24 protein-coding genes are annotated in these 23,091 nt (G+C 50.1%); 4 read left to right on the forward strand and 20 right to left on the reverse strand.

Features of this window, described 5'->3' with window-relative positions:
- Positions 1–1,311 precede the first annotated feature (1,311 nt).
- Genes CHH67_RS17495 through CHH67_RS17505 form a run of 3 tightly spaced genes read right to left on the reverse strand, consistent with a single transcriptional unit; the run spans position 1,312 to position 3,702 of the window.
- Entirely contained in the window at positions 1,312–2,019 is a 708-nt protein-coding gene (locus CHH67_RS17495) for a DNA alkylation repair protein (RefSeq protein WP_095266491.1), read from the reverse strand.
- 35 nt (positions 2,020–2,054) lie between these two features.
- Positions 2,055–2,801: a MerR family transcriptional regulator gene (locus CHH67_RS17500; protein WP_095266492.1), complete on the reverse strand. Its 747-nt coding sequence runs from the start codon at positions 2,799–2,801 to the stop codon at positions 2,055–2,057.
- Positions 2,776–3,702, reverse strand: a complete 927-nt coding sequence (locus tag CHH67_RS17505; RefSeq protein ID WP_095266493.1) for a DUF2268 domain-containing putative Zn-dependent protease — start codon at positions 3,700–3,702, stop codon at positions 2,776–2,778. Before CHH67_RS17505 ends, CHH67_RS17500 begins: the two co-directional genes overlap by 26 nt.
- A 323-nt stretch (positions 3,703–4,025) precedes the next feature.
- On the opposite strand from CHH67_RS17505, the gene CHH67_RS17510 reads away from it, so the two are divergent.
- From CHH67_RS17510 to CHH67_RS17520, 3 genes are read left to right on the forward strand one after another with little or no spacing between them, the layout of a single operon-like run.
- The gene (locus tag CHH67_RS17510) at positions 4,026–4,802 is read left to right on the forward strand and encodes a MerR family transcriptional regulator (RefSeq protein WP_095266494.1); all 777 of its coding nucleotides are present in this window, start codon (positions 4,026–4,028) and stop codon (positions 4,800–4,802) included.
- Positions 4,789–5,721, forward strand: a complete 933-nt coding sequence (locus CHH67_RS17515) for an ABC transporter ATP-binding protein (RefSeq protein WP_244908243.1) — start codon at positions 4,789–4,791, stop codon at positions 5,719–5,721. The genes CHH67_RS17510 and CHH67_RS17515 overlap by 14 nt, the downstream gene beginning before the upstream one ends.
- Positions 5,705–6,460, forward strand: coding sequence for a hypothetical protein (locus tag CHH67_RS17520; RefSeq protein ID WP_095266496.1), 756 nt, complete (start codon positions 5,705–5,707; stop codon positions 6,458–6,460). Before CHH67_RS17515 ends, CHH67_RS17520 begins: the two co-directional genes overlap by 17 nt.
- A gap of 40 nt (positions 6,461–6,500) precedes the next feature.
- Here the strand turns inward: CHH67_RS17520 and CHH67_RS17525 are convergent, their stop codons facing one another.
- The 12 genes from CHH67_RS17525 to CHH67_RS17580 form a co-directional block, all read right to left on the reverse strand.
- The gene (locus CHH67_RS17525; RefSeq protein WP_095266497.1) at positions 6,501–7,241 is read right to left on the reverse strand and encodes a class I SAM-dependent methyltransferase; all 741 of its coding nucleotides are present in this window, start codon (positions 7,239–7,241) and stop codon (positions 6,501–6,503) included.
- Positions 7,242–7,398: 157 nt separating this feature from the next.
- Positions 7,399–7,686 (reverse strand): hypothetical protein, encoded by a 288-nt coding sequence (locus tag CHH67_RS17530; RefSeq protein WP_095266498.1) that lies wholly within the window; start codon positions 7,684–7,686, stop codon positions 7,399–7,401.
- Positions 7,687–7,907: 221 nt separating this feature from the next.
- A complete protein-coding gene (map, locus tag CHH67_RS17535; RefSeq protein ID WP_095266499.1) occupies positions 7,908–8,654 on the reverse strand; it encodes a type I methionyl aminopeptidase in 747 nt (248 codons plus the stop codon).
- Between the two features lie 3 nt (positions 8,655–8,657).
- Entirely contained in the window at positions 8,658–9,260 is a 603-nt protein-coding gene (locus CHH67_RS17540) for a TetR/AcrR family transcriptional regulator (RefSeq protein ID WP_095266500.1), read from the reverse strand.
- 135 nt (positions 9,261–9,395) lie between these two features.
- Positions 9,396–11,075: a methyl-accepting chemotaxis protein gene (locus CHH67_RS17545; protein ID WP_179292159.1), complete on the reverse strand. Its 1,680-nt coding sequence runs from the start codon at positions 11,073–11,075 to the stop codon at positions 9,396–9,398.
- 279 nt (positions 11,076–11,354) lie between these two features.
- Positions 11,355–12,110, reverse strand: coding sequence for a GNAT family N-acetyltransferase (locus CHH67_RS17550; RefSeq protein WP_095266502.1), 756 nt, complete (start codon positions 12,108–12,110; stop codon positions 11,355–11,357).
- Positions 12,111–12,216: 106 nt separating this feature from the next.
- Positions 12,217–12,633, reverse strand: coding sequence for an arsenate reductase (thioredoxin) (gene arsC / locus CHH67_RS17555; protein WP_095266503.1), 417 nt, complete (start codon positions 12,631–12,633; stop codon positions 12,217–12,219).
- A gap of 34 nt (positions 12,634–12,667) precedes the next feature.
- Positions 12,668–13,948 carry an arsenic transporter gene (locus CHH67_RS17560; protein WP_179292160.1) on the reverse strand — a complete coding sequence of 427 codons (1,281 nt, stop codon included), beginning with the start codon at positions 13,946–13,948 and terminating at the stop codon, positions 12,668–12,670.
- A gap of 97 nt (positions 13,949–14,045) precedes the next feature.
- Positions 14,046–14,369 (reverse strand): ArsR/SmtB family transcription factor, encoded by a 324-nt coding sequence (locus CHH67_RS17565; RefSeq protein WP_095266505.1) that lies wholly within the window; start codon positions 14,367–14,369, stop codon positions 14,046–14,048.
- Between the two features lie 169 nt (positions 14,370–14,538).
- A complete protein-coding gene (locus CHH67_RS17570) occupies positions 14,539–14,856 on the reverse strand; it encodes a spore coat protein (RefSeq protein ID WP_095266506.1) in 318 nt (105 codons plus the stop codon).
- Between the two features lie 25 nt (positions 14,857–14,881).
- Complete coding sequence (locus tag CHH67_RS17575) at positions 14,882–15,073, reverse strand: hypothetical protein (RefSeq protein WP_095266507.1); 192 nt, start codon at positions 15,071–15,073, stop codon at positions 14,882–14,884.
- Between the two features lie 227 nt (positions 15,074–15,300).
- Positions 15,301–16,038 carry an SDR family oxidoreductase gene (locus tag CHH67_RS17580; RefSeq protein WP_095266508.1) on the reverse strand — a complete coding sequence of 246 codons (738 nt, stop codon included), beginning with the start codon at positions 16,036–16,038 and terminating at the stop codon, positions 15,301–15,303.
- Between the two features lie 194 nt (positions 16,039–16,232).
- Between CHH67_RS17580 and CHH67_RS17585 the strand changes: the two genes are divergently transcribed.
- Positions 16,233–17,165: an AraC family transcriptional regulator gene (locus CHH67_RS17585; RefSeq protein WP_095266509.1), complete on the forward strand. Its 933-nt coding sequence runs from the start codon at positions 16,233–16,235 to the stop codon at positions 17,163–17,165.
- Between the two features lie 84 nt (positions 17,166–17,249).
- Here the strand turns inward: CHH67_RS17585 and CHH67_RS17590 are convergent, their stop codons facing one another.
- From CHH67_RS17590 to CHH67_RS17610, 5 genes are all read right to left on the reverse strand, one after another.
- On the reverse strand, positions 17,250–17,609 hold the full coding sequence (locus CHH67_RS17590) for a hypothetical protein (protein WP_218832034.1): 360 nt from the start codon (positions 17,607–17,609) through the stop codon (positions 17,250–17,252).
- A 290-nt stretch (positions 17,610–17,899) separates the two neighbouring features.
- Positions 17,900–18,664 carry an ABC transporter ATP-binding protein gene (locus tag CHH67_RS17595; protein ID WP_095266511.1) on the reverse strand — a complete coding sequence of 255 codons (765 nt, stop codon included), beginning with the start codon at positions 18,662–18,664 and terminating at the stop codon, positions 17,900–17,902.
- A 10-nt stretch (positions 18,665–18,674) separates the two neighbouring features.
- On the reverse strand, positions 18,675–21,005 hold the full coding sequence (locus CHH67_RS17600) for an ABC transporter permease (RefSeq protein WP_095266512.1): 2,331 nt from the start codon (positions 21,003–21,005) through the stop codon (positions 18,675–18,677).
- The gene (locus tag CHH67_RS17605) at positions 21,006–22,295 is read right to left on the reverse strand and encodes an MFS transporter (protein ID WP_095266513.1); all 1,290 of its coding nucleotides are present in this window, start codon (positions 22,293–22,295) and stop codon (positions 21,006–21,008) included.
- A 25-nt stretch (positions 22,296–22,320) separates the two neighbouring features.
- Positions 22,321–22,953 (reverse strand): TetR/AcrR family transcriptional regulator, encoded by a 633-nt coding sequence (locus tag CHH67_RS17610; protein WP_095266514.1) that lies wholly within the window; start codon positions 22,951–22,953, stop codon positions 22,321–22,323.
- Positions 22,954–23,091 lie beyond the last annotated feature (138 nt).

Genomic DNA, 23,091 nt, shown 5'->3' on the forward strand with positions numbered 1-23,091 from the left:
AATCTGAAAAGGTTGATTGTTTATTGTTTTAGCCCTGAACCGGATAAATTGAGGAGTGAAAAGAGGAAGTAAACGGCAATAGGTAGAAGTTCTTGTCCTTTAACGGTACAAGTTTTTGTCCACCGTCAATTTGTCGAGGGCCGAGAACTACATCGGTAACCAGCTTGCAGTAACATATGTACAAAATACGAGTTTTGTGAAAAAGAACTTAGAGACTCAGCCTCAATTTTTCCAAACTATTGTTGCTACCCGCCGTCATAACTCGTCAGTCACCAAATGTTTTAACCTCACCGACCATTACCCCTCAATCGATTTATGCCAATTCTGTATCACTAACTATAATGCGGCTAAGCTTATCAGCATCATACGAAAATTCATCATGAGGTGTCCATATCCAACATCCTGAAGTTTATACGTGGCCTATGTATATGCAACTCAATTATATTTTTCTTCATAATTGATTTTGCTCCGCCCACAACTTATGGTGTCCGTAGCGCGATCGATCCATACCACCATCAATTAACGATCCACAACCTAACTTTGTGATTTCAATGTAATCTTATTTCTTACAAATGAGACTATGTTTTTTAACATTAAGAATAATATTATGATCAAGAACGCATTATAGACAATATTCTTAGTAATGGTAAGAACACTACTCCAACTAACGAGGTCCGAAGAAACAGAATCCTTCTTTAAGAGCAAATAGATGCACAAGTTTTCTGCATAATCAATAACGACAATCAGTGAAGCTGCTAACGATAAGACGGCATTTTTACCACGAGTGAGCTTTGACAGAATCAGAATACAAAATAGAGAGAATAACAAAGGATACACCATGTCTAGCGGTAATTGAACATTTATGTAAAAGTCCCTTCCTTTGTCTGATATTGTGGATAAAAAGAGCTCTACGTCATTTACACTGTAACCGGATGCCCTCATATCTAATGGGAGCAAATGATTAGATTCCTTCGACAAATAAGGAAACGTATAAAACATCATTATTAAATACAAAATCTGTGAACTTACCAATGTGGCGATAATGAACCACCATTTCTCTGTCAATGTACGTACATACTTATTATTTTTCATGAATGGCTTCTCCTACTCTCAGCTTTTCTTCATAGATTATACCTTAGATTATCAATACTCCATTACCTCCTCCGGAATGAAAATAACTCCGTCTTCAGTCGTATGCCATGGCAGAATTATCCATCTCATCAGCTTACCGCCTGCGTATTCCGCAGCTTCTAATGCATCAGCGAAAGGTGTGCCGCATAGAACGGCCCCCACCTCTTTCGCTGTTACTGGTTAACAAATGCAGGTCTTTTTCTTGTTACCCACTCGGTCCATCGCCTCGATCTTGGCGATATATTCCGTTGCCAGCGGAACTTTGCATGCCGTATTGCCGACATCCACATGCACTTTGCCGACCGCCTCTGCGACTGCCTTCGCTTCCTCCGTTAAAGCCTTAACGTATGTCCCGACCGAAATCACAAAGGTATTCATCACATAGCGAACCCAGTTGCGCTCGCTGTGGATGGTATCGCGCACTCTGATCAAATAGCTGCGTACCTCCTCCATATCCAGCGCTTCGTCTGGCGTAATCGACACATAATTGGCATAGGTGCTCCATCCGCTCACAGCGACCAGTTCCTCAGGCGAATCAATCCACGCCACCGCCAGTTCACGCGCATACGGACTTTCTGCGGCCACTCTCGCTACCGTATATTCGGCAGGCGCATGCCAATTAGCGCCAGCCACCCAATGCTGCAGCTGCTCCTTGGTGATCGTCTTCGGATTGACGCTAAGTCCAGCCAGGTACATCGCATCATAATTGCCGGATTCATACAGCTGCAGAGCGAGCGCTTGGTCTTTTTTTACATGCTTAACGAGCTTCTTCATATCCCCGATTTTGACGCCAAAGAGCGGCTCTTTCGCCCCATGGCGAATATACGTGCTTTTCGTCTGCTCACTGCCCATGTCAGCCAATGCCTGTATAATTTCTTCATAGGTCACCTATTGTCACGCTCCTAAATACTTAACTTTGAGCTTCACGATGGAGATATATACTGCATAATCGCGCTGTGCAGGAAATCTGCAAAATCCTCGCCATATTGATTAAGATAATCTCTCATCCGCCTGTCATATTTGTACGTATCGGCAATGCAGGTTAGCAGATTTGAATCACAAGTCATGAGATGCTCCAGGCTCTCCCTCCACTCTCGGATCAGTCGCTGCACTTCATCGGAAGCAGGAGACGCCTTCATATGGGATGCCATTTGTTTAAACATTTGCTCTACGCGAGAAAACAGCTCCCCTCTTTCGTCTGCTGGCAATTGCTCCAATCGCTCATTATATTCCTTATACGCCTCTGTTTCGCCATAAAAGAAGCTCGCCTCATTCGCATATTGCTCTTGCAAAGGCAGCACGGAAGAATAATTAAAAATCTGCAAACTGCCGATATCCTTCCCTGAAACGTATTCTTCGATGGCTGTCTTGATTGATTCTAGTTGTTGAATTCTCGATTGTACAACGTGGCGCTGCTCGTTTAGAATGTGTTGCTGTTCCTTCCTCGTCAGCTTCACAATGTCCGCAATTTCTTTCAAGGAGAAATCCAGCTCCTTAAGGAACAAAATCATTTGAAGTTTTTCCAGACTGCTTCGATCATACAGACGATACCCTTTTTCCGTCAAATGCGTTGGTTTAAGTAAATCAATTCGATCATAATAATGCAGGGTCCTGGCTGTAATGCCGGTAATTTGAACGATATCTTTAACCCCTAATAATGGTTTCTTCATCCCAAAATCCTTTAATTTCATCTAATATTTGAGCAGCAGGTGTTATTGTAGCCTCATAGATCGTTCTTCCTGTTACTCTTAAATAATACTGGATTAAATAATATCCGCAAGCATAGCCAGCGCTATAGGGCATATTGACGGGTTTCAAGTTTTGCAGTTTAGCGATCTCGTCCCCGTAAAGGTATAGAGCACATTGATCAAGCCCGGTTACATGCAACTGCTCTCTGAGCACTGGCTTGATGCGCCTGTTCAGTGTTTCTGCGTCTGTTTTTGCTACCCAGGGACCGAGCCATTCCTCACCATACAGAAACGTAGCATAGCTTTCAGCTAATCCTTCACTTACCATGAGCTCCCCCAAATTAACGGTGTGATCCCACTGAATAAATTGATACCGCACATTATGGTTGCATTCGTGCGCCAGCGCAGCCTTCATTCGAGGAATCGTATACTCATTAGGCAAGAGTGTCGCCCAGATAAACCCGGGAATGCCTCCAAAGCCGCTATATCCTTCGTTTATCGTTAAGGCGCGGCTGTCCGGATTCCCTAATTGAATCGTAAACAAATAATCGGATACGGGAAGGTGAATATCATGCTCTACAAATCGATGTAGGCTCTTCTTCACAGCCTGCTCACATTCTAACCAGAATGATTCAGACGAAATCATCTCGATCTCTGCCGAAATTTGTGGGGTAATCTGATCCGGAGATCGATGCATCATATTATTAAATGTAATGACGTCGAAACCATTCGGATCTTCCGCTTTGAACGGAATCTGCTGAATTTGCCATTGTTTCATAAAGGGCGCCAGCATTTCGTTTCTGAATAGTTCCAGCTTTTCCTCGGGCGGAGCCTGGGCAACTTTTTGATAAATAAGGTCTGAACGCAATGTTTGGATGTTCACTTCTATCACTCCTCGTTGTGTATTCGTAGTGAATTAAACACTATGACCTAACGTCATAGTCAAGCACTTTGTCTCTCCCACTGCCCACGGTATACAAAAAGAAAGACTGCAAATGAAAAAAGCCGCTATGATAGCGACTTTCACATTAACCAGATGCAGAGCGTCATGCTAAATCAATGGATTCCCGACTATTTGAACTCGATTCAGTCGGTTCAAATTCCTATCGCGTGCTGTGTATTCAGATGCATCGATCCGTTGGCTAAATCAAGGCCTTGCATATGACGTAACGTAATATGATTTAATGGAATCAGGAGTGAGCGCCCATGACTGAAAAACGATATACGGTAAGTGAACTGGCTAGATTATCCGGGACCACCGTACGAACAATTCAATATTACGACCGAATCAACCTGCTTGTCGCAACAAGGGCCGGTGAGAAAAACGCACGATACTATACGGAAGCCGATTTGATGAAGCTGCAGCAAATCTTATTCTTCAAGCGAATCGGCCTGCCCTTGAATGAGATCAAGCATCATATCCTGAAGTCCGATCACGCGTCAGATATCAAACAGATTTTAAAGAATCAAGCGGATCTACTCCTACGACAGGAGATGGAGATCAGAATGAGCCAGACGATCATTAAAGCCATTCTGGCCTCCATGGAGGCAGACCCTGATCAAAATCTGGAACCGATCATTAAACTCGTACTCGGTTTAAACAAGCAAACGGTCCTCGACTATGCACAAGTGGAGTTCGACCTGCAGACGCAGCAATTATTTGAGAATACATCTGAGGATGATTATCAAGAGCTCATTGATTATTATTGGCAATGGAAGCTGCTAATCCTGGAAGCGGCCGCCTATAAGCTTAACAATGCTTCGTATACATGCCAGACTGGGTTTGAGTTGGGCCGGAAATGGGAGGAATTTATCAAACGTTCGACTAATGATGACCCGAAGATGTTGACGGCCTACGCCAAAGGACTTGAACAAAGCGATCATTGGCCGGAAGAAGATTTGTTTTTGTATAATTTTGCCAAGGATTATATCGATGGCGCTCATCACTACTATCTCACACAAAAGGGTGATGCAATTGATTAAACTAGCCAATCTGACGAAAAAATACGGGACCAAAACAGCGGTCGATCACTTGAATCTGGTGCTTACACCTGGCACAGTTACAGGCTTTCTGGGTCCCAACGGATCCGGTAAATCGACCACAATGAAAATGATCATCTCGCTCGTCCGCCCTACGCTCGGAGACGTTGTCGTCGATGGAAAATCATATTCAGATTTACCTGAACCGACGAAAAGAGTCGGTACGTTAATCGATCCGTCTGCATTGGATAACAACCTTACAGCCAAGCAACATTTATCCATCATTGCTACCGCAGCTAACCTGAATCCACGACGGGTGGATGAAATGCTTCAGATCACAGGTTTGGAAAATGTCCAGAATAAAAAAGTTAAATCGTACTCCCTGGGGATGAAACAGCGGTTAGGCGTGGCGACCGCCCTGCTCGGCAACCCTGACACCATCATACTGGATGAACCGTTTAACGGCATGGACGTAGACGGTATCAAATGGTTGCGGGGGCTGTTCAAGCAGCTTGCGGAGAGCGGGAAATGCGTTGTGGTGTCCAGCCACTTGATGAGCGAAATTCAAGCCGTAGCCGACCGCGTGGTTATTATCGGACAAGGCAAGCTGCTGGCGGATATGACAATGGATGAAATGAACCGAAGGAGTTTAAGCTCCTATATTTATGTCGAGGCTGACGACCTGGACAAGATAACAAGCGTCTTGCTGGATAAACAAGCGAGTGTCCAACCGAGCAAAACAGGTCTTGAGGTCAGAAATTTGGACGCCAAAGAAATTGGCCGACTCGCGCTCGATAACCAAATCATTCTACATGAATTAACAAAGGTTAATCCGTCCCTTGAAGATGTATTTACGGAGATAACCGATGGAAAAGCAGACTATGTTGCCAAGGGAGTGACCATGCATGAAGCACTTGATTAAAGCTGATTTCAAAAAAATGATGTTCCTGCCGAGCTATCGGTATATGATCTTTGCAACCATCCTGCTCAGTATTCTGTTCGGGGTGATCTTCCTGTTCACCATCGAGATTACACAAGGGAAGGTGCTGTCGGAACTATCTGGCATGGAGATGATCGATATTACTTTACTTGGGATGGATGTAGCCGCGATTATGCTTATCATCTTTGCCGCTATTTTTGTTAAGAAGGATCTGGCATCAGGGGCTGTTCATACGAACCTGGCCATGACACCCATACGCAGAAAATACTATCTCACGAAGCTTTCGTTCATAGCCATACTGTCCATGCTGATCAGCACGGCCCTGATCTTGATAATCTTCGCAGTCAATCAGTTCATCATATCGATGAACCAGATGGAGGCCTTGTCTCTAGACTCCGCAATTTTGGCCAAAGCCATCGGATCCATGCTTATGGTGCTATTCTACAGTTCGCTGAGTGCGGCGGGTGCTTTTTATTTCCAGTCCACACCCGGAGGAATATCCTTTGCCTTAAGCGTCATGTTCCTCCCCGCCCTCGTTAAGATGTTCCCGGAAGACGTGTCGGAGCTGCTATTGTCCGTATTTCCAGAAAAATCGCTGCATACATTGTTCGATATGAACGCAGTTAACGGATCCTGGGCCGGCGCGCTAACGGTTCTTCTAATCTGGATCATGGTGGCATGCGCAATCGGCTTTTGGCGATTCAGGAAAATGGATTATTGAACACGCGAGAATCGGAGAATGTAATTTGCTATGCCTTACTTCAGCGCAGCGTTTTGATGGCTGATATGATGAGGAACATAGGGCGTCGCAATTCGTCCTGCATACCAGGAATTTGCGCCAGCATGTCCTCCGAAGGCGTCGGCTCCTTTACTGCTGTAATCGTAAAACCCGCCTCCATGACATCGTTCATATAGGTTGATATCGTGCGGTGGTACTTGATTACGTTATCCGTTAAAAATGATGTGCTGCGCACGCCTTCTGCCTGGTAATCATCGAGCGGCCAATGCAGACGGTTTCCTTCGTCATCATAATGCCAATCCTGCTCGTTGCGCGATGTGAAAATTGGATGTTCCACAGAGAAGACGAAGCTCCCTTCTGGCTTCAGCAGATCATATACCTTGTTGCAGATTGCAGCAAACGATTCAATATAATGGAATGCCAGCGAGCTGATGACCACATCAAATTGGGCAGGGGAAAACTGGATATCTTCAATCGGCATAAGCTGGTAAGAGATGTGAGGATCATCTGTCATTTCACGGGCTTTGCGCAGCATGTTATCTGATATGTCTACACCGATAACGGAGCTAGCCTGTTGCTGACGTGCATAGCGGCAGTGCCAGCCAAAGCCGCAACCCAAATCCAGTACCTGCTTGTTGCTCAAATCAGGCAGCAGTTCTCGCAGCACATGCCATTCTCCGGCCGCTTCGAGCCCTTGAATAGACCTTGGCATTTGTTCATATTGTGAAAAAAATGCAGCATCGTCGTATTTATTTTGTTTCACGATTAAGCCCCTCCGATTTGTTGGATCGATTGCCCATTAAATAGCTGTTTAGAAATGTTCAAAGATGCTATTCATTTAGAGCGGCTCCTTTTGAAACTGGTTTTTCTCTTAAGCTGATAACCGCTGGGATTTTTGATAACATTCCTATTCACAGCTCTTATTTTCCTTCATATTCTTTGCTTAAGATGCCGTCAATGTATACTTTATATTTGGTCTTTCTGAATCCTGCCAGTATAAGCTTCCTGATTTTTTCGATCTTAACTTGGTGTTTTTCTTCATTTCCAACCTCGAATTCATAAGTTTTCATCAATTTAAATGAGAGCGTTCTAAAATCACGGATTCTATCGTTTCCGTCCACTTTAATACTCAGGTTTCCTAGGAATTGATTAAATTCGAATTCCACCGTATGCTTCTCTTCGTGTCCAACTTCAAATGAAAATTTCATCCGGCAGCCTCTCCTCTAGATTTTGTTCTATCCACGAGATTTCATCATTATTTTCCCGAATCCTTTAATCCTTTTTTACTTATTTTAAGAAAAAGACCATCACGTGTCACCGTGTACACGATACGGCGGCATAGTCCTTGATTGTATGGTTCCTCAGATGCTTCAACCAGTATCATGCACATGGTCTTCATGATCCCGTCCGATGCCAACCTTGGCATCCATTAAATTTCGGTCAGAATGACCGGCCCCTCCGCAGTAATAGCAATCGTATGCTCGTACTGTGCGGACAGCGATCCGTCAGCCGTTCTGGCGGTCCATCCGTCGGCATCGATGGTCATCCGTGCTGTCCCGGCATTTAACATCGGCTCGATGGTCAACACCATCCCTTCTTTCAAGCGGAACCCTTTCCCAGGCTTCCCGATATGGGCATAGTTAGGCTCCTCGTGCATTTCCCTTCCGACGCCATGGCCAAGTAAATCACGCACGACGGAAAATCCATTGTGCTCGGCATGGGTTTGAACCACATGCATCACATCGCCGATCCGGTTTCCAGGAACCGCTTGCTCGATACCCAGATATAAGCACTCCTTGGTCACCCGCAACAGACGCTCCGCTTCTACCGGCACCTCGCCAACTGCGTAGGACCAGGCGGAATCACCGACCCAGCCATCCGCCAGTGCGACGAGGTCAATCGTGACGATATCGCCAGACTTGAGCGGCTGAGCGCTTGGAAAACCATGCGCAATGACATCGTTGACGGATGCGCATGTTGCATATGGGTATCCGTTATAGCCCATCGTATACGGCTTAGCCTCATTGTCCTTCAAGAATTGTACGGCGAACGATTCGATATCGAGCGTCGTGACGCCCGGACGGATCATGCCTGCGATGGCTTGATGAAAAGCGGCAACAATTCGGCCAGCCCTTCTCATTTCTTCAATTTCTGCACGTGATTTCAGAATCACCATACCTTATCTCTCCTTCGGCTGTATGCCTGAAAAAATCATATCCATAACCCCTTCGGCATCCAGCTCGCCTCGCCGATCGTGATGGATGTTCAGCGCGGCGCAGCCGACCAGAGAACCGAATATCAGATTCGCTGTTTTCTCCGGTGACGAGCTCACGCTGCTTTCCCCGATCCATGCCACAAACGGCTGATAGATCCGCCCTTGAAATTCCGCTAGCAGCTTGCTGAACCGGTTGCCCGGGAAGTGGTGGAAGTTATCGGCGACCGTTTTAAGCAAAATAAATACGGAAGGGTCCTGGATGCACTGCTGCAGGAGCAGCCGTGCGAATGACTCGGCTTTCTGCAAACCGCCGCCCTCCACCGCCAACGCCGCCCCTACAGCGGACTCCGCTCGATACAGGGCATCCCACAATAAATCTTCCAGAAGCATATATTTATTCTTGTAATAATGATACACCGTGCCATAGCCGAGGGCTGCCTTCGCTGCCACATCCCGGATTTCCAGCTGAATACCCTTCTCCAAATAAACTTCCGCAGCCGCTTGCATAATTTGATGCATCCGCATCTCCCGGATGGCTTCATTCTGCTCCTTGGTACGTGGTGACATGGCTCCTCCTTTTTTAGACCTGCTGTTATGTCGATATAAAAACTATATCCCATTTACAAATTAGGTTCAAGCACTTCATTTCATTTCAGGAAAATAAACAAAAGCCGCAGGATAGTCCCACGGCTTCTGCTTTCCCTATATTCTAAACTTCTTCACAGCATCCTGCAGCTCGGTCGCCAGATGGCTTAATCCCTCGGAAGAAGAGGTGACCTCTTCCATTGCTGCCAATTGTTCTTCCGCAATGGCGGCCACGCTCTGCGTGCTGCTGGCCGATGCCTCTGCTATCTTGGACGTTTCGGTAATGGAGGCTGATATTTCCTGCGAGCTGCTGGACATTTGCTCTGACAATGCGGATACCTCTTGCACTTGAGCCGCTACGATGTCCACTTCCTTCACAATCACTCCGAAGCCCTCTCCCGCTTGCTGCACCATTCGGGTCGTATCCTTGACGCCATGGACCACCTGATTGGTGGACTGAACGGCGCGGGCCGTATCCTCTTGCACCTCTTTGATAAGATCGGAGATTTGGTTGGCCGCTGCATTCGCTTGCTCTGCCAGCTTGCGCACCTGTCCGGCTACCACGGCGAAGCCTAAGCCATGTTCTCCGGCTCTTGCCGCTTCAATTGAAGCGTTAAGCGCCAGCAGGTTGGTCTGCTCGGAAATATCGCTGATGACTTCGACAATGCTGCCGATCTCTTCCGAACGTTCTCCGAGTCGCGTGATGAGCTTGGAAGTATCCCCGGTCCGTTCATTCATTGTCACCATTTGCTCCACCGCCTGTTGAATCTGCTCGCTGCCACGTTTGGCTTGGGCGGTCGCGCTGACGACCGTTTCCGATACAACTGCTGCGCTTTCTGCAATTTTCCCGATACCGGCGGCCATTTCCTCTAAAGCTCGCGCACTTTCCGTTGTGCCATGCCTTGTTGTTTCAGCACCGGTGGACAGCTCCTGGATCGTGGCTGCAACCTGATGGGTCGCTTGCGTCGTTTCCCTTGCGCTGGCCGTAAGCTCCTCCGATGCGGCCGTCACTTGTTCGGAGCCTTCGGCCACTTGCCGAATCAGCACCTTTAACTGATCGGTCATATGGTTGAACGAGGCCGCAAGCTGCCCAACCTCATCCTTCGAGTGAATGTCTAGATGCGGCTTGCTCAGATCGCCGCTCGCCACCATCTTCCCGCGCTCCGTAACCAGCTGGATGGGCTTGCTGATCCGTCTGGAAAGGATATAAGCAAGGGTCAAGGCCCCGAGTATTCCGAATATGGTTAAACCGATCGTCAAGGCTATAATGCGCTCTCCATCTGCGATTAGCGCATGTCCATCGCTCACAATCTCCGCTTCTCTGCTGCCAACGAGCTCGCTCAGCCCTTCCATGATCTCTGTGCCAATGCTTGTTCCCTCATTGCTTAGCACACGGATCGCCTCTTCGGTTCTTCCTTGCTCATGGGCAGCGAAGATCTCCTTCTCAATTAGTTCACCCCAGGCCACACTTTTCTCGATCAGCTCTTGCAAGGCTACAGATTCACTTAAAGCCGTTAAAGTCTGGTGTAGATCGGTACTCTCCTCCGTCAGTTGATGAAACGCAGCTTTGTAGGCATCGTCTCCAAATAGGAGATACCCTCTAGCCAGAGAAATTTGCTGAGAAAGATTATACTGCAAACGTTCGTCGGCAATTAACAAAGGCAGCTCATGTTCGACAAGCACATCAATTTCGTTGTTAAACGTGCGGATCTGCAATACATTAATGATGATCAATGCCGTCATTAATACAGTAACCACACTGAATCCCGCCATGACTTTCAGTTGCAAACTCTTCATTGCATTACCTCCAGTAGTTTTCGGCATTATAACGCGAAGCTGTGCGACAGATACCCTTCCCTAACGCTTTGCCAATAAGCTCCCTCCTTGCCTGCTGTGACGATCGTTCTACTATAGATATCGGAACAATACAACCATGCATTGAAGCGTTTCGAACGCAGAATATAACGATTCTTCTACTTTGAACACGCAAAAAAAGCCGAGATAATCTCGGCTCCATTGGCTGCGATAAACTGCGTTCATCGTCTGAGTACTTCTGTATCGGCATTCAAGCATCAATTAACTTGTCAGCTTCTTGTAGAACGCTCGAGCAGTCATGCGGTGATAAGCAATCAGCTCCCCGTTATAGACCACGTTAAAAACTCCATAAGGTGTCGGGGATAGTGCCATCATCTGTGCCCGGCTCTCGATATGTATAATGTGAGGCTCAATATGTGCCGCCTTCGCGGCTTCCAATAAATTGTCAGTCGCCACTTCAAGATACGGGCATTGATCCGTCCTTAATATGGTCAGTCCTTGTGAGAATCGCTGCAGACGCGCATCCCAATCGGTTGGAAAATAGGGCGCTGATGCTGATGCATCCGGAAATGTATAAGCATACAGCTCAAAGGAGTACGGGCCATGCTCAACCTGGGAAAATCCGTTTTTGACAAAAATATCTTTGCTCGGCGCCCATCCGGTATCCGGATTGGTGAGAACAGCTACGCCTTTCATACCGCGCTCCCTGGCCTCTTCGAGACAGAGCTGAATCAGCCGGGAACCGGTCCCCATGCCCGGTACACCGACCCACAGGCAATGAATGACCAGGTAGCCGTCGGCATGCACGGCTCTCCAGGAGGACTCCCCAGGAGCATATTCAATAAAGCCCAGCACCTTCTTCCCCTGCTTGATTTGCACATAAGACAGCCCGTGATCGAACTGGCTTTCCGTCCAATTCACTTTATTTTCGTATCCGGGATGCTTCTTCATGCTTCTCATGCAATAGCAGCCGCTCTCCCGAACCTGATTTCGAATGATTTCCAATCCGGGTTCCATCCGCTTTCCTCCCCTTCCCATCTTCTTCGTTCCCTAAATGCCATGAGCTAACGTTATCACATGCAAACGAGCACCGGGTTAACGCCCGGCGCTCGCAGTCAACGCCTCATTGACCGGTATCGGCAAAAGTCCGGATCCGCTCCCCGATCTGATCGCGAACCCGCTGGAATACCGCCCACTTCTCCTCCTCGGTTCCTTCAGCCTTCGCCGGATCGTCAAATCCCCAGTGCTCACGCCGGACATGCGGCGGCGTCATCGGGCAGCGATCCGCGGCATCCCCGCACAGCGTAACGACCAGATCTGACGTATTCAACAGATCCGAGTCGATGATATCTGACGTCTGTCCCGAAATATCAATGCCGACTTCGCGCATCGCTTTGACGGCATTCGGATTCAAGCCATGCGCTTCAATGCCAGCGCTGTAAACCTCCCATTCGCCGGACAGATATTGTCTCGCCCATCCTTCCGCCATTTGGCTGCGGCATGAATTGCCGGTACACAGGAAATAGATCGTTTTTTTCATGGCTGCTGCTCCTTTTCTTGTATGTTCTCTAAGTTCATAGGATGGATAACCACAGATACAACCCCAACAGCGTGAAGAACAGCGTCGGAATCGTCAATATTACCCCTGTTTTGAAGTACGTTCCCCAGCCAATCTTCACGCCCTTCCTCGATAATACGTGCAGCCACAGCAGCGTGGCCAGGGAACCGATCGGCGTAATTTTCGGCCCGAGATCGGAACCGATCACATTTGCATAGATCAGCGCCTCTCTAATCGCCGCCGAAGTGGTAGTCGCGTCGATCGCCAGCGCATTAATCATCACCGTTGGCATATTGTTCATCACCGAGGACAAAATCGCGGCGACAAAGCCCATGCCAATGGTGGCAGCGAACAGCCCCTGATCTGCAATGCCCTGGATGACCGTAGCCAGCAGATCGGTCAGGCCTGCATTACGGAGCCCATACACGACCACATACATCCCGATCGAGAAGAACACGATGGCCCATGGCGCGCCTTGCAGCACTTCCTTCGTGGAGACAGCCGGGCTTCTGCGTGCGATCAGCAGGAAGAATAACGCGACGCAAGAGGCAACAATGGATACCGGCACATGCACGAATTCACACACAAAATAGCCTACCAGCAGAACAGCGAGCACGATCCAGGACAAGCGAAACATTCTCGGGTCCGTAACGGCGCTGGCTGGCGGCTTCAGCGGCGTGTCATCGAAGGAGCGCGGAATGCTTTTGCGGAAGAACAGATACAGCACGACAATGCTGGCTGTTAAGGCAAACAGATTGGGAACGATCATCCGGCTGGCATACGTCATAAAAGAAATCCCGAAATAATCGGCGGACACGATATTCACCAGATTGCTGACCACAAGCGGCAGTGAGGTGGTATCGGCTATAAATCCGCTGGCTATGATGAACGGAAACACATGCTTCTCGTCAAAACGAAGCGCGCGCACCATCGCAAGCACAATCGGAGTCAATATGAGCGCTGCCCCGTCATTCGCGAACAAGGCGGCCACAATCGCGCCGAGCACCGTAATATAGACGAACATTCGCAATCCGCTGCCGCGGGCTGCACTCGCCATATGTAACGCTGCCCATTCGAAGAAACCGATTTTGTCCAGAATCAGGGAAATGATAATAATCGCCACAAAAGCAAGCGTAGCATTCCAGACAATCTGGGTCACATCCCACACATCTTGAAAATCAACGACGTTGAACAGCAGCGCCAGCACAGCGCCGCCACACGCCGACCAGCCAATGGACAGGTTTTTAGGCTGCCAGATGACAAACACTAACGTAATCAGAAAAATAATACTGGCCATAAGGACTGAGTACAATGAAGAACCCCCGCTTTATCTGTAATCAATATATCATCATATGCTTATATGCAGCATGTGCAGGTCAGTCCATGGGCAGGCATCAATCACAGGCGCAGCGGATCTCCTTATCCATCGCGGACAGCACCTGCGAACCGGTCGGCATCGCATCCAGCACCGCCTGGATATACGGCTTGTCCTCCACATGGAGCGAATAGTATACCCATTGCCCTCTTCGCGCTTCCCGAACGAGTCCCTGTGACTTCAACTTCCGCAAATGCTGGCTGACGGCAGGCTGGGACATGTCAAAGATCTCCACAAACTCGCACACGCACCATTCCCGGTCCTTGAGCAGCGTAAGCATGGTCAATCGGGTCCGGTCACCGAGCAATTTCAGCTTCTCGGCGGCTTCATGCAACGTCTCCATTCGACGCCCTCCTTCCCTATCCAATCCTTCACAACACATTAGCATATAATTGAATGCTTATATATTAATGGCAGTCGAGCGTTTTATCAACCCTTATCCTTCAATTTATTAAAAAAAGCCGCGAGTATCGCGACTTCTTCCATGTCCTCATGCCGAGAGAACGATATAGCTAGCTGATCGGGTTCATGTGCGTGCTTGCAAGTTGTATGGCTTTATCCGCGTTTTGGATATCCATTTGGATTTGCTTGTTAATATCATGCGGTTCATACAAGCCATTGGTGTGCATGTAATTGAAAATTTGCTCATGCAGCTTTACCGTTTTGCTCAATTGATCCCACAGCATATTTCTTACCTCTGGGCTAGCTGTCTCCGCGATGGCTGTTGCATAGTTTTTAATCCCTGCTTTGGCCGAATTCAGTAAATCCGCAGCGATGGCTTGATCTGTCATGGCATTCATTCCGGTTGCATTTCCTGTAACTGGATTCATCTTTAGCCTCCTGTTATTTTTGATTCTACATCAGAACGTTCTTCAACTGCTGAATGTCCGCTACACCATCCCGAATATCTTGCTGCAAAATCGTTCTTAAATTTACATCAGCAACGAGTGGCACCATACTTTGACTTTTGGTCAGACAAGTTGTTTTGAATGTGAGCAGCTCATGCAGCTCTAGAGATTCATGAACGCCCAGCTTTTGATTGTGCATTGTAGATCCCTCCTTCAATTTATCAATATCGCTACGTTATTATGGTCTACAATAGGACTGGATTATTAGTGGGTATCCCCTTCCTATTCATGCCAAAATCCCGCAACGGGAAAAAGGACTTCTCTGGTTAAGAGCAGCCCTTCAGTTCCCTTGTATTGTATTTCATTGCCTGAATATGTCCTAACTGTATTCAGGCCGAAGAAGCTACTCCTCTGTGGTTGGGATTCTTAGTTGAAGCCCCCGTTCACACGGATCGTCTGCCCCGTAATCCACCGGGCGTTGCTGCTCACGAGCAGCTCCACCGCATTAGCGATATCCTCCGGCTCTCCCAGCCGCCCGAAGGCGTTCATCCGGCGGAAGGAATCAACCAGCTCCGGCGACTTGCCGTCCAGGAACAGCTCCGTCGATACTTGTCCGGGCGCAATGCAGTTGATCGTAATCTCCCGCGGCCCGAACTCCTTGGCGAGCTGACGCGTCAGCTGCTCAACGGCTCCTTTCGTCGCGGCATACACACTGTAAGTCGGCAGCATCGCACCGGATACCGAGGTGGAGAAATTGATGATCGTGCCGCCCGCCTCCATATGCTTCATCGCTTGCTGACAGGCGAAATACGTCCCTTTCACATTAATGTCAAAATGCTGGTCGAACATCTCCTCCGTCACATCCGCAATCGCCTGGCATTCCATAATGCCCGCATTGTTGACAAGAAGATCGATGCGCCCATAAGACCGGATCGTCTCCGTGAATAAAAGCTCGATCTCCTGCACGCGTCCGACATTCGCACGGATGGCCATCGCTTCCCCTCCGGCTTGCCTAATCGTATTCACCACGTCCTCCGCCTTGCCCTCGCTTGCAGAATAGTTGACGACCACGCTTGCACCAAGCTGCGCCAGCTGTATGGCGATTTGTCTTCCAATGCCTCGGGATGCCCCGGTAACGATAGCCACTTTGCCTTGTAAACGCATATTCATTCGCTCCTTTTACGATCATCTGCACAGGATGGTATACTACAAACGTTGAAGCTTGCAACCTGATTGTAATGCAGAGGAGAAGCATACCGTTAACCTATAGCTGTTCGATCCTTGCCTAATTCTATTCCGCTTTCCAATAACCCAATAACTAAGGGCACCATGCCTGGTGCGAAAGGAGTGCTTCTGTAATGGAAGCCTTGAATGATCCCGAGCGGCAGCAGCTGGCGCTGGCGCAATTGGCACAGCTCATCCTGCGCCACACGCCATCGAGCGGCACCCACCCTACGGCGGTGCCTTCGCTGTCGCTGATGCATGCCGTCCATCCCTCGGAACCGCTGGAATCCGTCTATAAACCTTCAATCTGTGTCGTCGCTCAAGGCGCGAAGACCGCTTCGCTTGCCAGCGAGATCTATCGCTATGACCCCGCTCATTATCTCATTACGTCCGTCGAGCTGCCAATCGTCGGTCATATTATCGAAGCCTCACCCGAGGTTCCCTACCTTAGCTTGAAGCTGGGGGTTGATCTTGACGTGATTGTGGATATTGTAAAAGAAATGCAACGCCCGGAATCAGACTCCCAAGCTGCTCGCGGCATTACCGTTAATGAGACGTCATCCGCGCTGCTCGAAGCGCTTGTCCGCCTGCTCCAGCTGCTGGACACGCCGGAGGACATCCCGGTTCTCGCTCCGCTCATAACCCGCGAAATTGTGTACCGGGTGCTTCAGAATGGTCAGGGGGCGCTCCTGTCGCAATTCGCCATGATCGGCAGCCATGCCCATAATATCGCCCAGGCAGTCCAAGTGCTGAATCGCGAATATGACCAGCCGCTCTCCGTCGAGCAGCTGGCCAAGTCCGTCAATATGAGCGTTTCAGCATTTCATAAACATTTCAAACGCGTCACTGCGATGAGTCCCTTGCAATATCAGAAAACGGTCCGTTTGCAGGAGGCCCGCCGATTGATGCTGATCGAGGGTCTTCAGGCTGCCGATGCCGCCTATAGCGTAGGTTATGAGAGCCCGTCCCAGTTCAGCCGGGAATATGCCCGCATGTACGGACAGCCGCCGATGAGCGACATGCAGCGGCTGCGGGAAGTCATGGCCGCGACCCCTTCCGCGGAATGATGAGGATTGAGCCGGCTATTCAGGAAGCGCGATCCATGAGCTTCCTGCCGCCATCGCTGGCTAAGATTTATGCCGCGGCGGCCGCTATGTGAATCGGATGCGGCATTCACCCTTCGTTTGCCGGCCTACCACTCGCACCGAATGATAGCGGCGGGTAAGCTGCGTTGTAAACGATCCTTCGCTGTTCGAAGTAAAGCTTTGCTGCCAGATGATCTTCCCGCCGCTGATCCATTCCAGGGCAAGCTCGCCTTCTTCGACAATGACCTCATAGGTTAGCGTCACTTCGGCTCCCTTTCCGAACCAGAAATAATGGTACTCGAACCCGTCAAATTTCTGATAGCGGAACGAAAGCTCCTTCCCCTTTCGCTTGAACACGTAGTTCTTTTTCGTTGTCAATTGCAGTACGCCAAGCTTCAGCAGTATGACAATGACCAACATGATCATAACAAAGGTAATGATCGAGGATAGCAATGTCCCAATTCCCGCCTTTCTGATGATGATTTGCTACAATTCCACACGTATAACAGCAGTGCTGCCTGGCGGGCACAAGCCCGATGTCCAGCGATACCCCTCGGATATGCTTCGATCTCTTACTATGATGACCAGCCCAACTGTCGGAGCCGACACACCCTTCCATCATAAAGGAAGGCACGGGACCGGTTCAATGGCGCTTCAGGTCCATTTCTATGACAAAGCGGCCCGAACGGAACTGCATCCGTCCGCGCCGCCGCACCTTAAAACCCCTTCGATGACAGCCATACCGCAAGCTCACGCTCGCGCGTTTTCAGATCCGCATCGGAGTCATATTTGCCAAGCTTGTGCTCCCCTGCAATCATCCCATCGGTCATAAAGATGACGCGCTCCGTCTTCGCCGCTACCTTCGCATCGTGGGTCACGAGCAGAATCGTGGTACCGTTCCGGTTGATGTTGGCAAGAATGTCCATCACCTCACCCGTTGCCTTGGAATTCAGCGCGCCCGTCGGCTCATCCCCGAAGAGGATGGACGGATTGTTGATCAGCGCCCGGCAGATCGCCACCCGCTGCAGCTGTCCGCCGGAGGCCTGGGTGATGTCATGATCCGCCAGCGAGGCAATGCCAAGCCGGTCCATCAGCGCTTGCGCCCGCCCATTGATCGTCTTACGGCTCTCCCGTTTCGCCACATAGGCCGATAGAAGGATGTTATCCAGCAAATTCAGATTCTTCAGCAGATTGCTCTGCTGAAAGATGAACCCCATCTTCGTCAATCGAAGGGCAGCCAATTCCTCCTCCCGCATGGCGGCCAGATCCTGGCCGTCAAACTGGATGCTGCCGGAAGTGATCTGATCCATGCCGCTGATGCTGTACAATAGCGTCGATTTGCCTGATCCGGACGGACCCATCACCGACACGAATTCTCCTTCCCCAATAGCCAAGCTCACGTCACGCAGCACCTGCTGGCTTGTATTTGTACCGGTGGTGTAGACCTTATTCAACTGTTTGGCTTCCAAAATAACGTTCATAATTGCCTCCCTATTGTGCCGTCAGCGTAAGCTTCTGTTTGTTCATCGACATGCTGACACATAGCATGGTGCCGGTAACTGCAGCCACCAGCAGCAGCGGACTGACGATGAAGCTGGCTAGCGGGTGAATGATAAAGCGCATGCTGGATATGCCGGGAATAAGCGCACCGGCCAGTCCTTGACCAAGTGTGACAGCCGCTGCCGTGCCAAGCACGACTCCGATCAGCAGCACGAGCATCGCCCGCGTGATATATTGCACCCGCAAATCCGCTGCCGTAAGACCCAGACTGCGCATAATGGCAATCTGCGCCCCTTCTTTAGCGATCAGCATGTGGAAGAACATGGCGGTGATCAGAATCGAGATCGCAATGCCAAGCCCGTAAGCCAGCACAACCGAAAGCGACAGCTGGTCGATGAGCCCGCCTAAGGTTTGGGACACATAGTCGTCCATATCCGTAATTTTGACCGCGGAGAAGGCCGCGTGATATTCCTCTATTTTGTCCGGTACAGAGACGCCATCGGCCACCTCGAGGTTCACCACATACCACAAAATCTGATCCGGCGCATAGGGCAGCAGGCCCTTGGCTGTCTTGCCGCCGTTCGTGACATCCTGATACACGCCGGTGACGGTCAGTGTCCGCTCCTGCTCGCCTGCAAGCACCGTCAGCGTATCCCCGACCGACTTGCCGAGTTCCTCGGCATTCATCGTGGAGAGCGCAATCTCATCCTCGGTCGCGGGAGCCGTCCCGTTCACGTATTGGAGAGGAAAGACGGAGAAGTCCCCCAGTTCCACCTTGATGTTCTCGTAAGTTCCTTCCGCATTCTCCGCCTGGTAGGCCGCGGTAACAAACGAGGCGTATTTCGTGACATCCGCATCCTGACGAAGATAGCCGTCAATCTGATTGAAGCGCTGCTCCATCTCTTCCCCCTGCTGCAGGTCGATCCGAATGTCGCTTCGCCCCGCACCCATATAGGACACAAAGTCCGGAGACTGGATCGTATTCAGAAAATTGAACGGTACAATCATCAGGAAGGCACATAGTGTAAACACAAAGCAGAGCACACCGTACATGCTAAACCGGCTGAACACCGCTTTAATCCCGAGAAACAGGTTTACATTGCCGAGCGAGCTTCGGCTGAGCCGAAACGCTTGACGCCCGCGCTCCCCCGTCTGAAGCACCCCTTCACGCAGCGCTTCCACAGCGGAGATGCGGCCGAAGCGGCGAAGCACGAAACGGCAGTACAGGACAACGGCTGAACCCACTAGCAGCGCACCCAGTGCAGGAACGATGTGGTTCCAGACGCTTGCCGGTGCCAGGCCCATGTAGAGCGCAATATTTTGCGTAAACAGATGACCGAGCAAGCGGGAGATGAGCCAGCCTGACAGACTGGCCAGCACCGCGAGCAGGACATACTTGACCATGTAGAGGCTTCGGATGTCCCGGCTGCTGATTCCGATCGCCTTCATGACGCCGATCTCCCGGTAGTCTTCCTCAATGGTCGCGGTCAGGGTGAAGCGCAGACAGAGCGCTGCAATGGCAATGAGCAGCAGGCTGATCAGCATGATGACTGCCGCCGCAATGCCGTCGGTAATTCCGTTGAGCAGTTGATATAACGAGTAGGTGAGCGCCGTATCCTTTTGCGGAAGACCGCTGGCCTGGTACATCGCTTCGAATTCATGGACCCTGTCTGGATCATGAAGCCTGAATTCGATTAAATACTCAATCTCTCCCATATGATCCCGCAGCGCTGTCCAGTCGTTGTCACTGACGAGGAAGCGCTTGGAAGTCACAATGGAAGGGTTCATCTGCACATCCCGGACAAAGGCGGCAATCGTAAATTCCTTGCTGAAATCATCCTTGACGATCCGGACCGAATCGCCCAATTCTAAATCATATTGCTTCATATGGTAGATCGGCACACCGATTTCGCCATCCTCCATCTGCACGATGCTGCTGTCGGTATCCAGCAAATAATCAAAGGCGTGATTCTGCATCACAAAGCTGTTCTCCACGATGCTGCCCGCCTCGGATAACTCGTTATCCCCGAGGTAAATATATGCGCCGTTGATGCCGAGCATGGATACTGTCTGGTGGTCCTTGACCAGCTCGTTGCTGCTGGCAAAAGCGTCGATGTCGGCCTGATTCAGCTCCCCGGCATGCATTTGCACATAATGTGGTGCATGAGAGCGGGTAAACAGACTGTCAATGGAACCGAACAAGGTGACGACAATATGGGCCGCACCCGATACGAGCATCGCTGCCAGCATGATAAAAACAAACAGTGTTGCGGTTATGATTTTGTTTCTGGAGAAGTCTTTTCGCAGTATTCTGATTTTCATTTATACCGTTTCCTCATTTCTCAGGGATACCGCCGGCCTGCGTTTCAGCATATGGTAGGTCAACGCAGACAGCCCGAGCATCGCCGCAATGACAAAGAATGTGGGTACGTACACCCTGGAGCTGAACTGCTCTAAGGCAAGGCCGAACAGGACCTGGCCGACCGGAGCGGCACATTGGGAGACCGCCGTGATGATAGCCATGATTTTGCCCAGATTTTCATTGGGCGTCTCTTTCTGAACTTTGGTGATGATATAAATAGAGATGATCGTCATCGCCATGGCAATCGCAATCGCGCATGCGATGAACATCAGGTAGGAAGGATAATAGCCAAGGTCCAGCATCAAGGGCGACACCGCCGCCGCCATCGGCATGAGCAGACAGGCGATGGCCAGCAGCCAGCGATACAAGGTGTAGGTCTTCATCCTCTTGGCAAAAAAACCGATCATCAGCGCACCCAGAATCGTAGCTGCTTGAATCAGACCCATGCCAAGTCCGTACATCATTTCACTGCTGTTCATCGTAATCCTCAGCACGATCGGGCCGCCTACGATAAAATACGGTGTTAGCAGAAGGTTGAGCAAGGCGGCGAGGATGATCGACTTGCGAATGAGCGGCTGCTTCGCCACATAGGCAAATCCCTCCCTCATGTCCCCGGCCAGCATATGCACCATTCCACGGTCACGCGCGCGCTTCACATACGGAATCTGAATCAACGTCTCCAAGAGCGCTGACAGCGCAAACGCGATGCAGCTGATGACAATCAGCAAGCGCACGCCCATGTATCCGTATAGCACACCGCCGATCAAGGGGGCGATGACCCCGGAGAGCGCCTGCACCGCCTGCACGAGCCCGTTCGCGCTCTCCAGTCTTCTCTCTTCCACCAGCAGCGGGATGCTTGCCGTTACCGCCGGCGTATACAGCGCACTGATGAAGGACAGTAGCACCATCACGGTTCCGATCAAGAACACCGAGGTGCTGCCGCCCAGCATAAGCACAATATAGCCCAGCACAATCGCGCTGCTGATCAGGTCGTAGATGACCATCAGATTGCGGCGGTTGAACCGGTCGGCGATGGCGCCTCCGAGCGGCGAGAGCAGAAGCGGGATATTCGAGATCGCATACAGCGTCGCAAAGATGTCCGCCCGCCCCGTAATGTCGAGCACATACAGGGATAACGCAAAGCGCAGCAGCGCCGATCCCAAGATGGAGATGATCTGTCCGATCACCATCAGGTTAAAGTTTCTCGGTGAAGGTTGTATCGGTTTCCCCGGGTTCTCCACACCTTCCATACCTTTCACACCTTTCGCTGGCTATCTACCCGCCCATTAAGATGTCATACATAAAGTCGAAGCTGCCCTTCGAAGCTCCGAGGAGCAGCTCCATGGCCTGAATGAAAGCCTGCAGACGTCTGAGCTGCTCCTCCGGCGACCACTGAAACAGCGCCTCGTCAAACAGCATCTGCCCGGTGATCAGCAGCATATCGACGACCTCTCGCGGATACTCCGTATGAAAATCCCCGCTGGCAATCCCCTGCTCGATTACTTCCGTAATGACCGGAGCCAGACTTTCGATAGCGCGGATCATCGTCTTCAGATGCATTTCCGCATTCTCGGGCTCATGCAGGCTTTGCGTGATCTCTTCCTTGCTGTCCCCGGATGAGGGGCGCTGAGCCAGCAACACCCGATACAGCTTCTCCATCGGACTGATTGATGGATCCGCCACAATATCTCGCGCCCGGATCAAGTCCTGTTCAATGATGCGGTCAATGATGGCATCCAGAATTTTCTCCTTGGATTTGAAATAATGATAGAACGTCCCTTTGGCAATGCCGATGGCCTCCCGGATATCGTTGATCGTTGTCTCGTTATACCCCTTCGTGGTAAAGAGCTTCTCCGCCGTATCCAGCAGTTCCTTGCGGCGCACATCATGCTCTTTAACGATACGCATACCACGCCTCCTCCTCAGTCATTGACCGACCCCCGGTCAGTCATTTCGAATTCATTATATCCTGACTTGCGTGCAATGTAAATAAAAGGATTTGACATCGCGTCAAATCCTTTGGTGACCGCTTATCATATGGATAGC

The organism is Paenibacillus campinasensis, assembly GCF_002272015.1.
Lineage (GTDB): Bacteria > Bacillota > Bacilli > Paenibacillales > Paenibacillaceae > Paenibacillus_AQ > Paenibacillus_AQ campinasensis.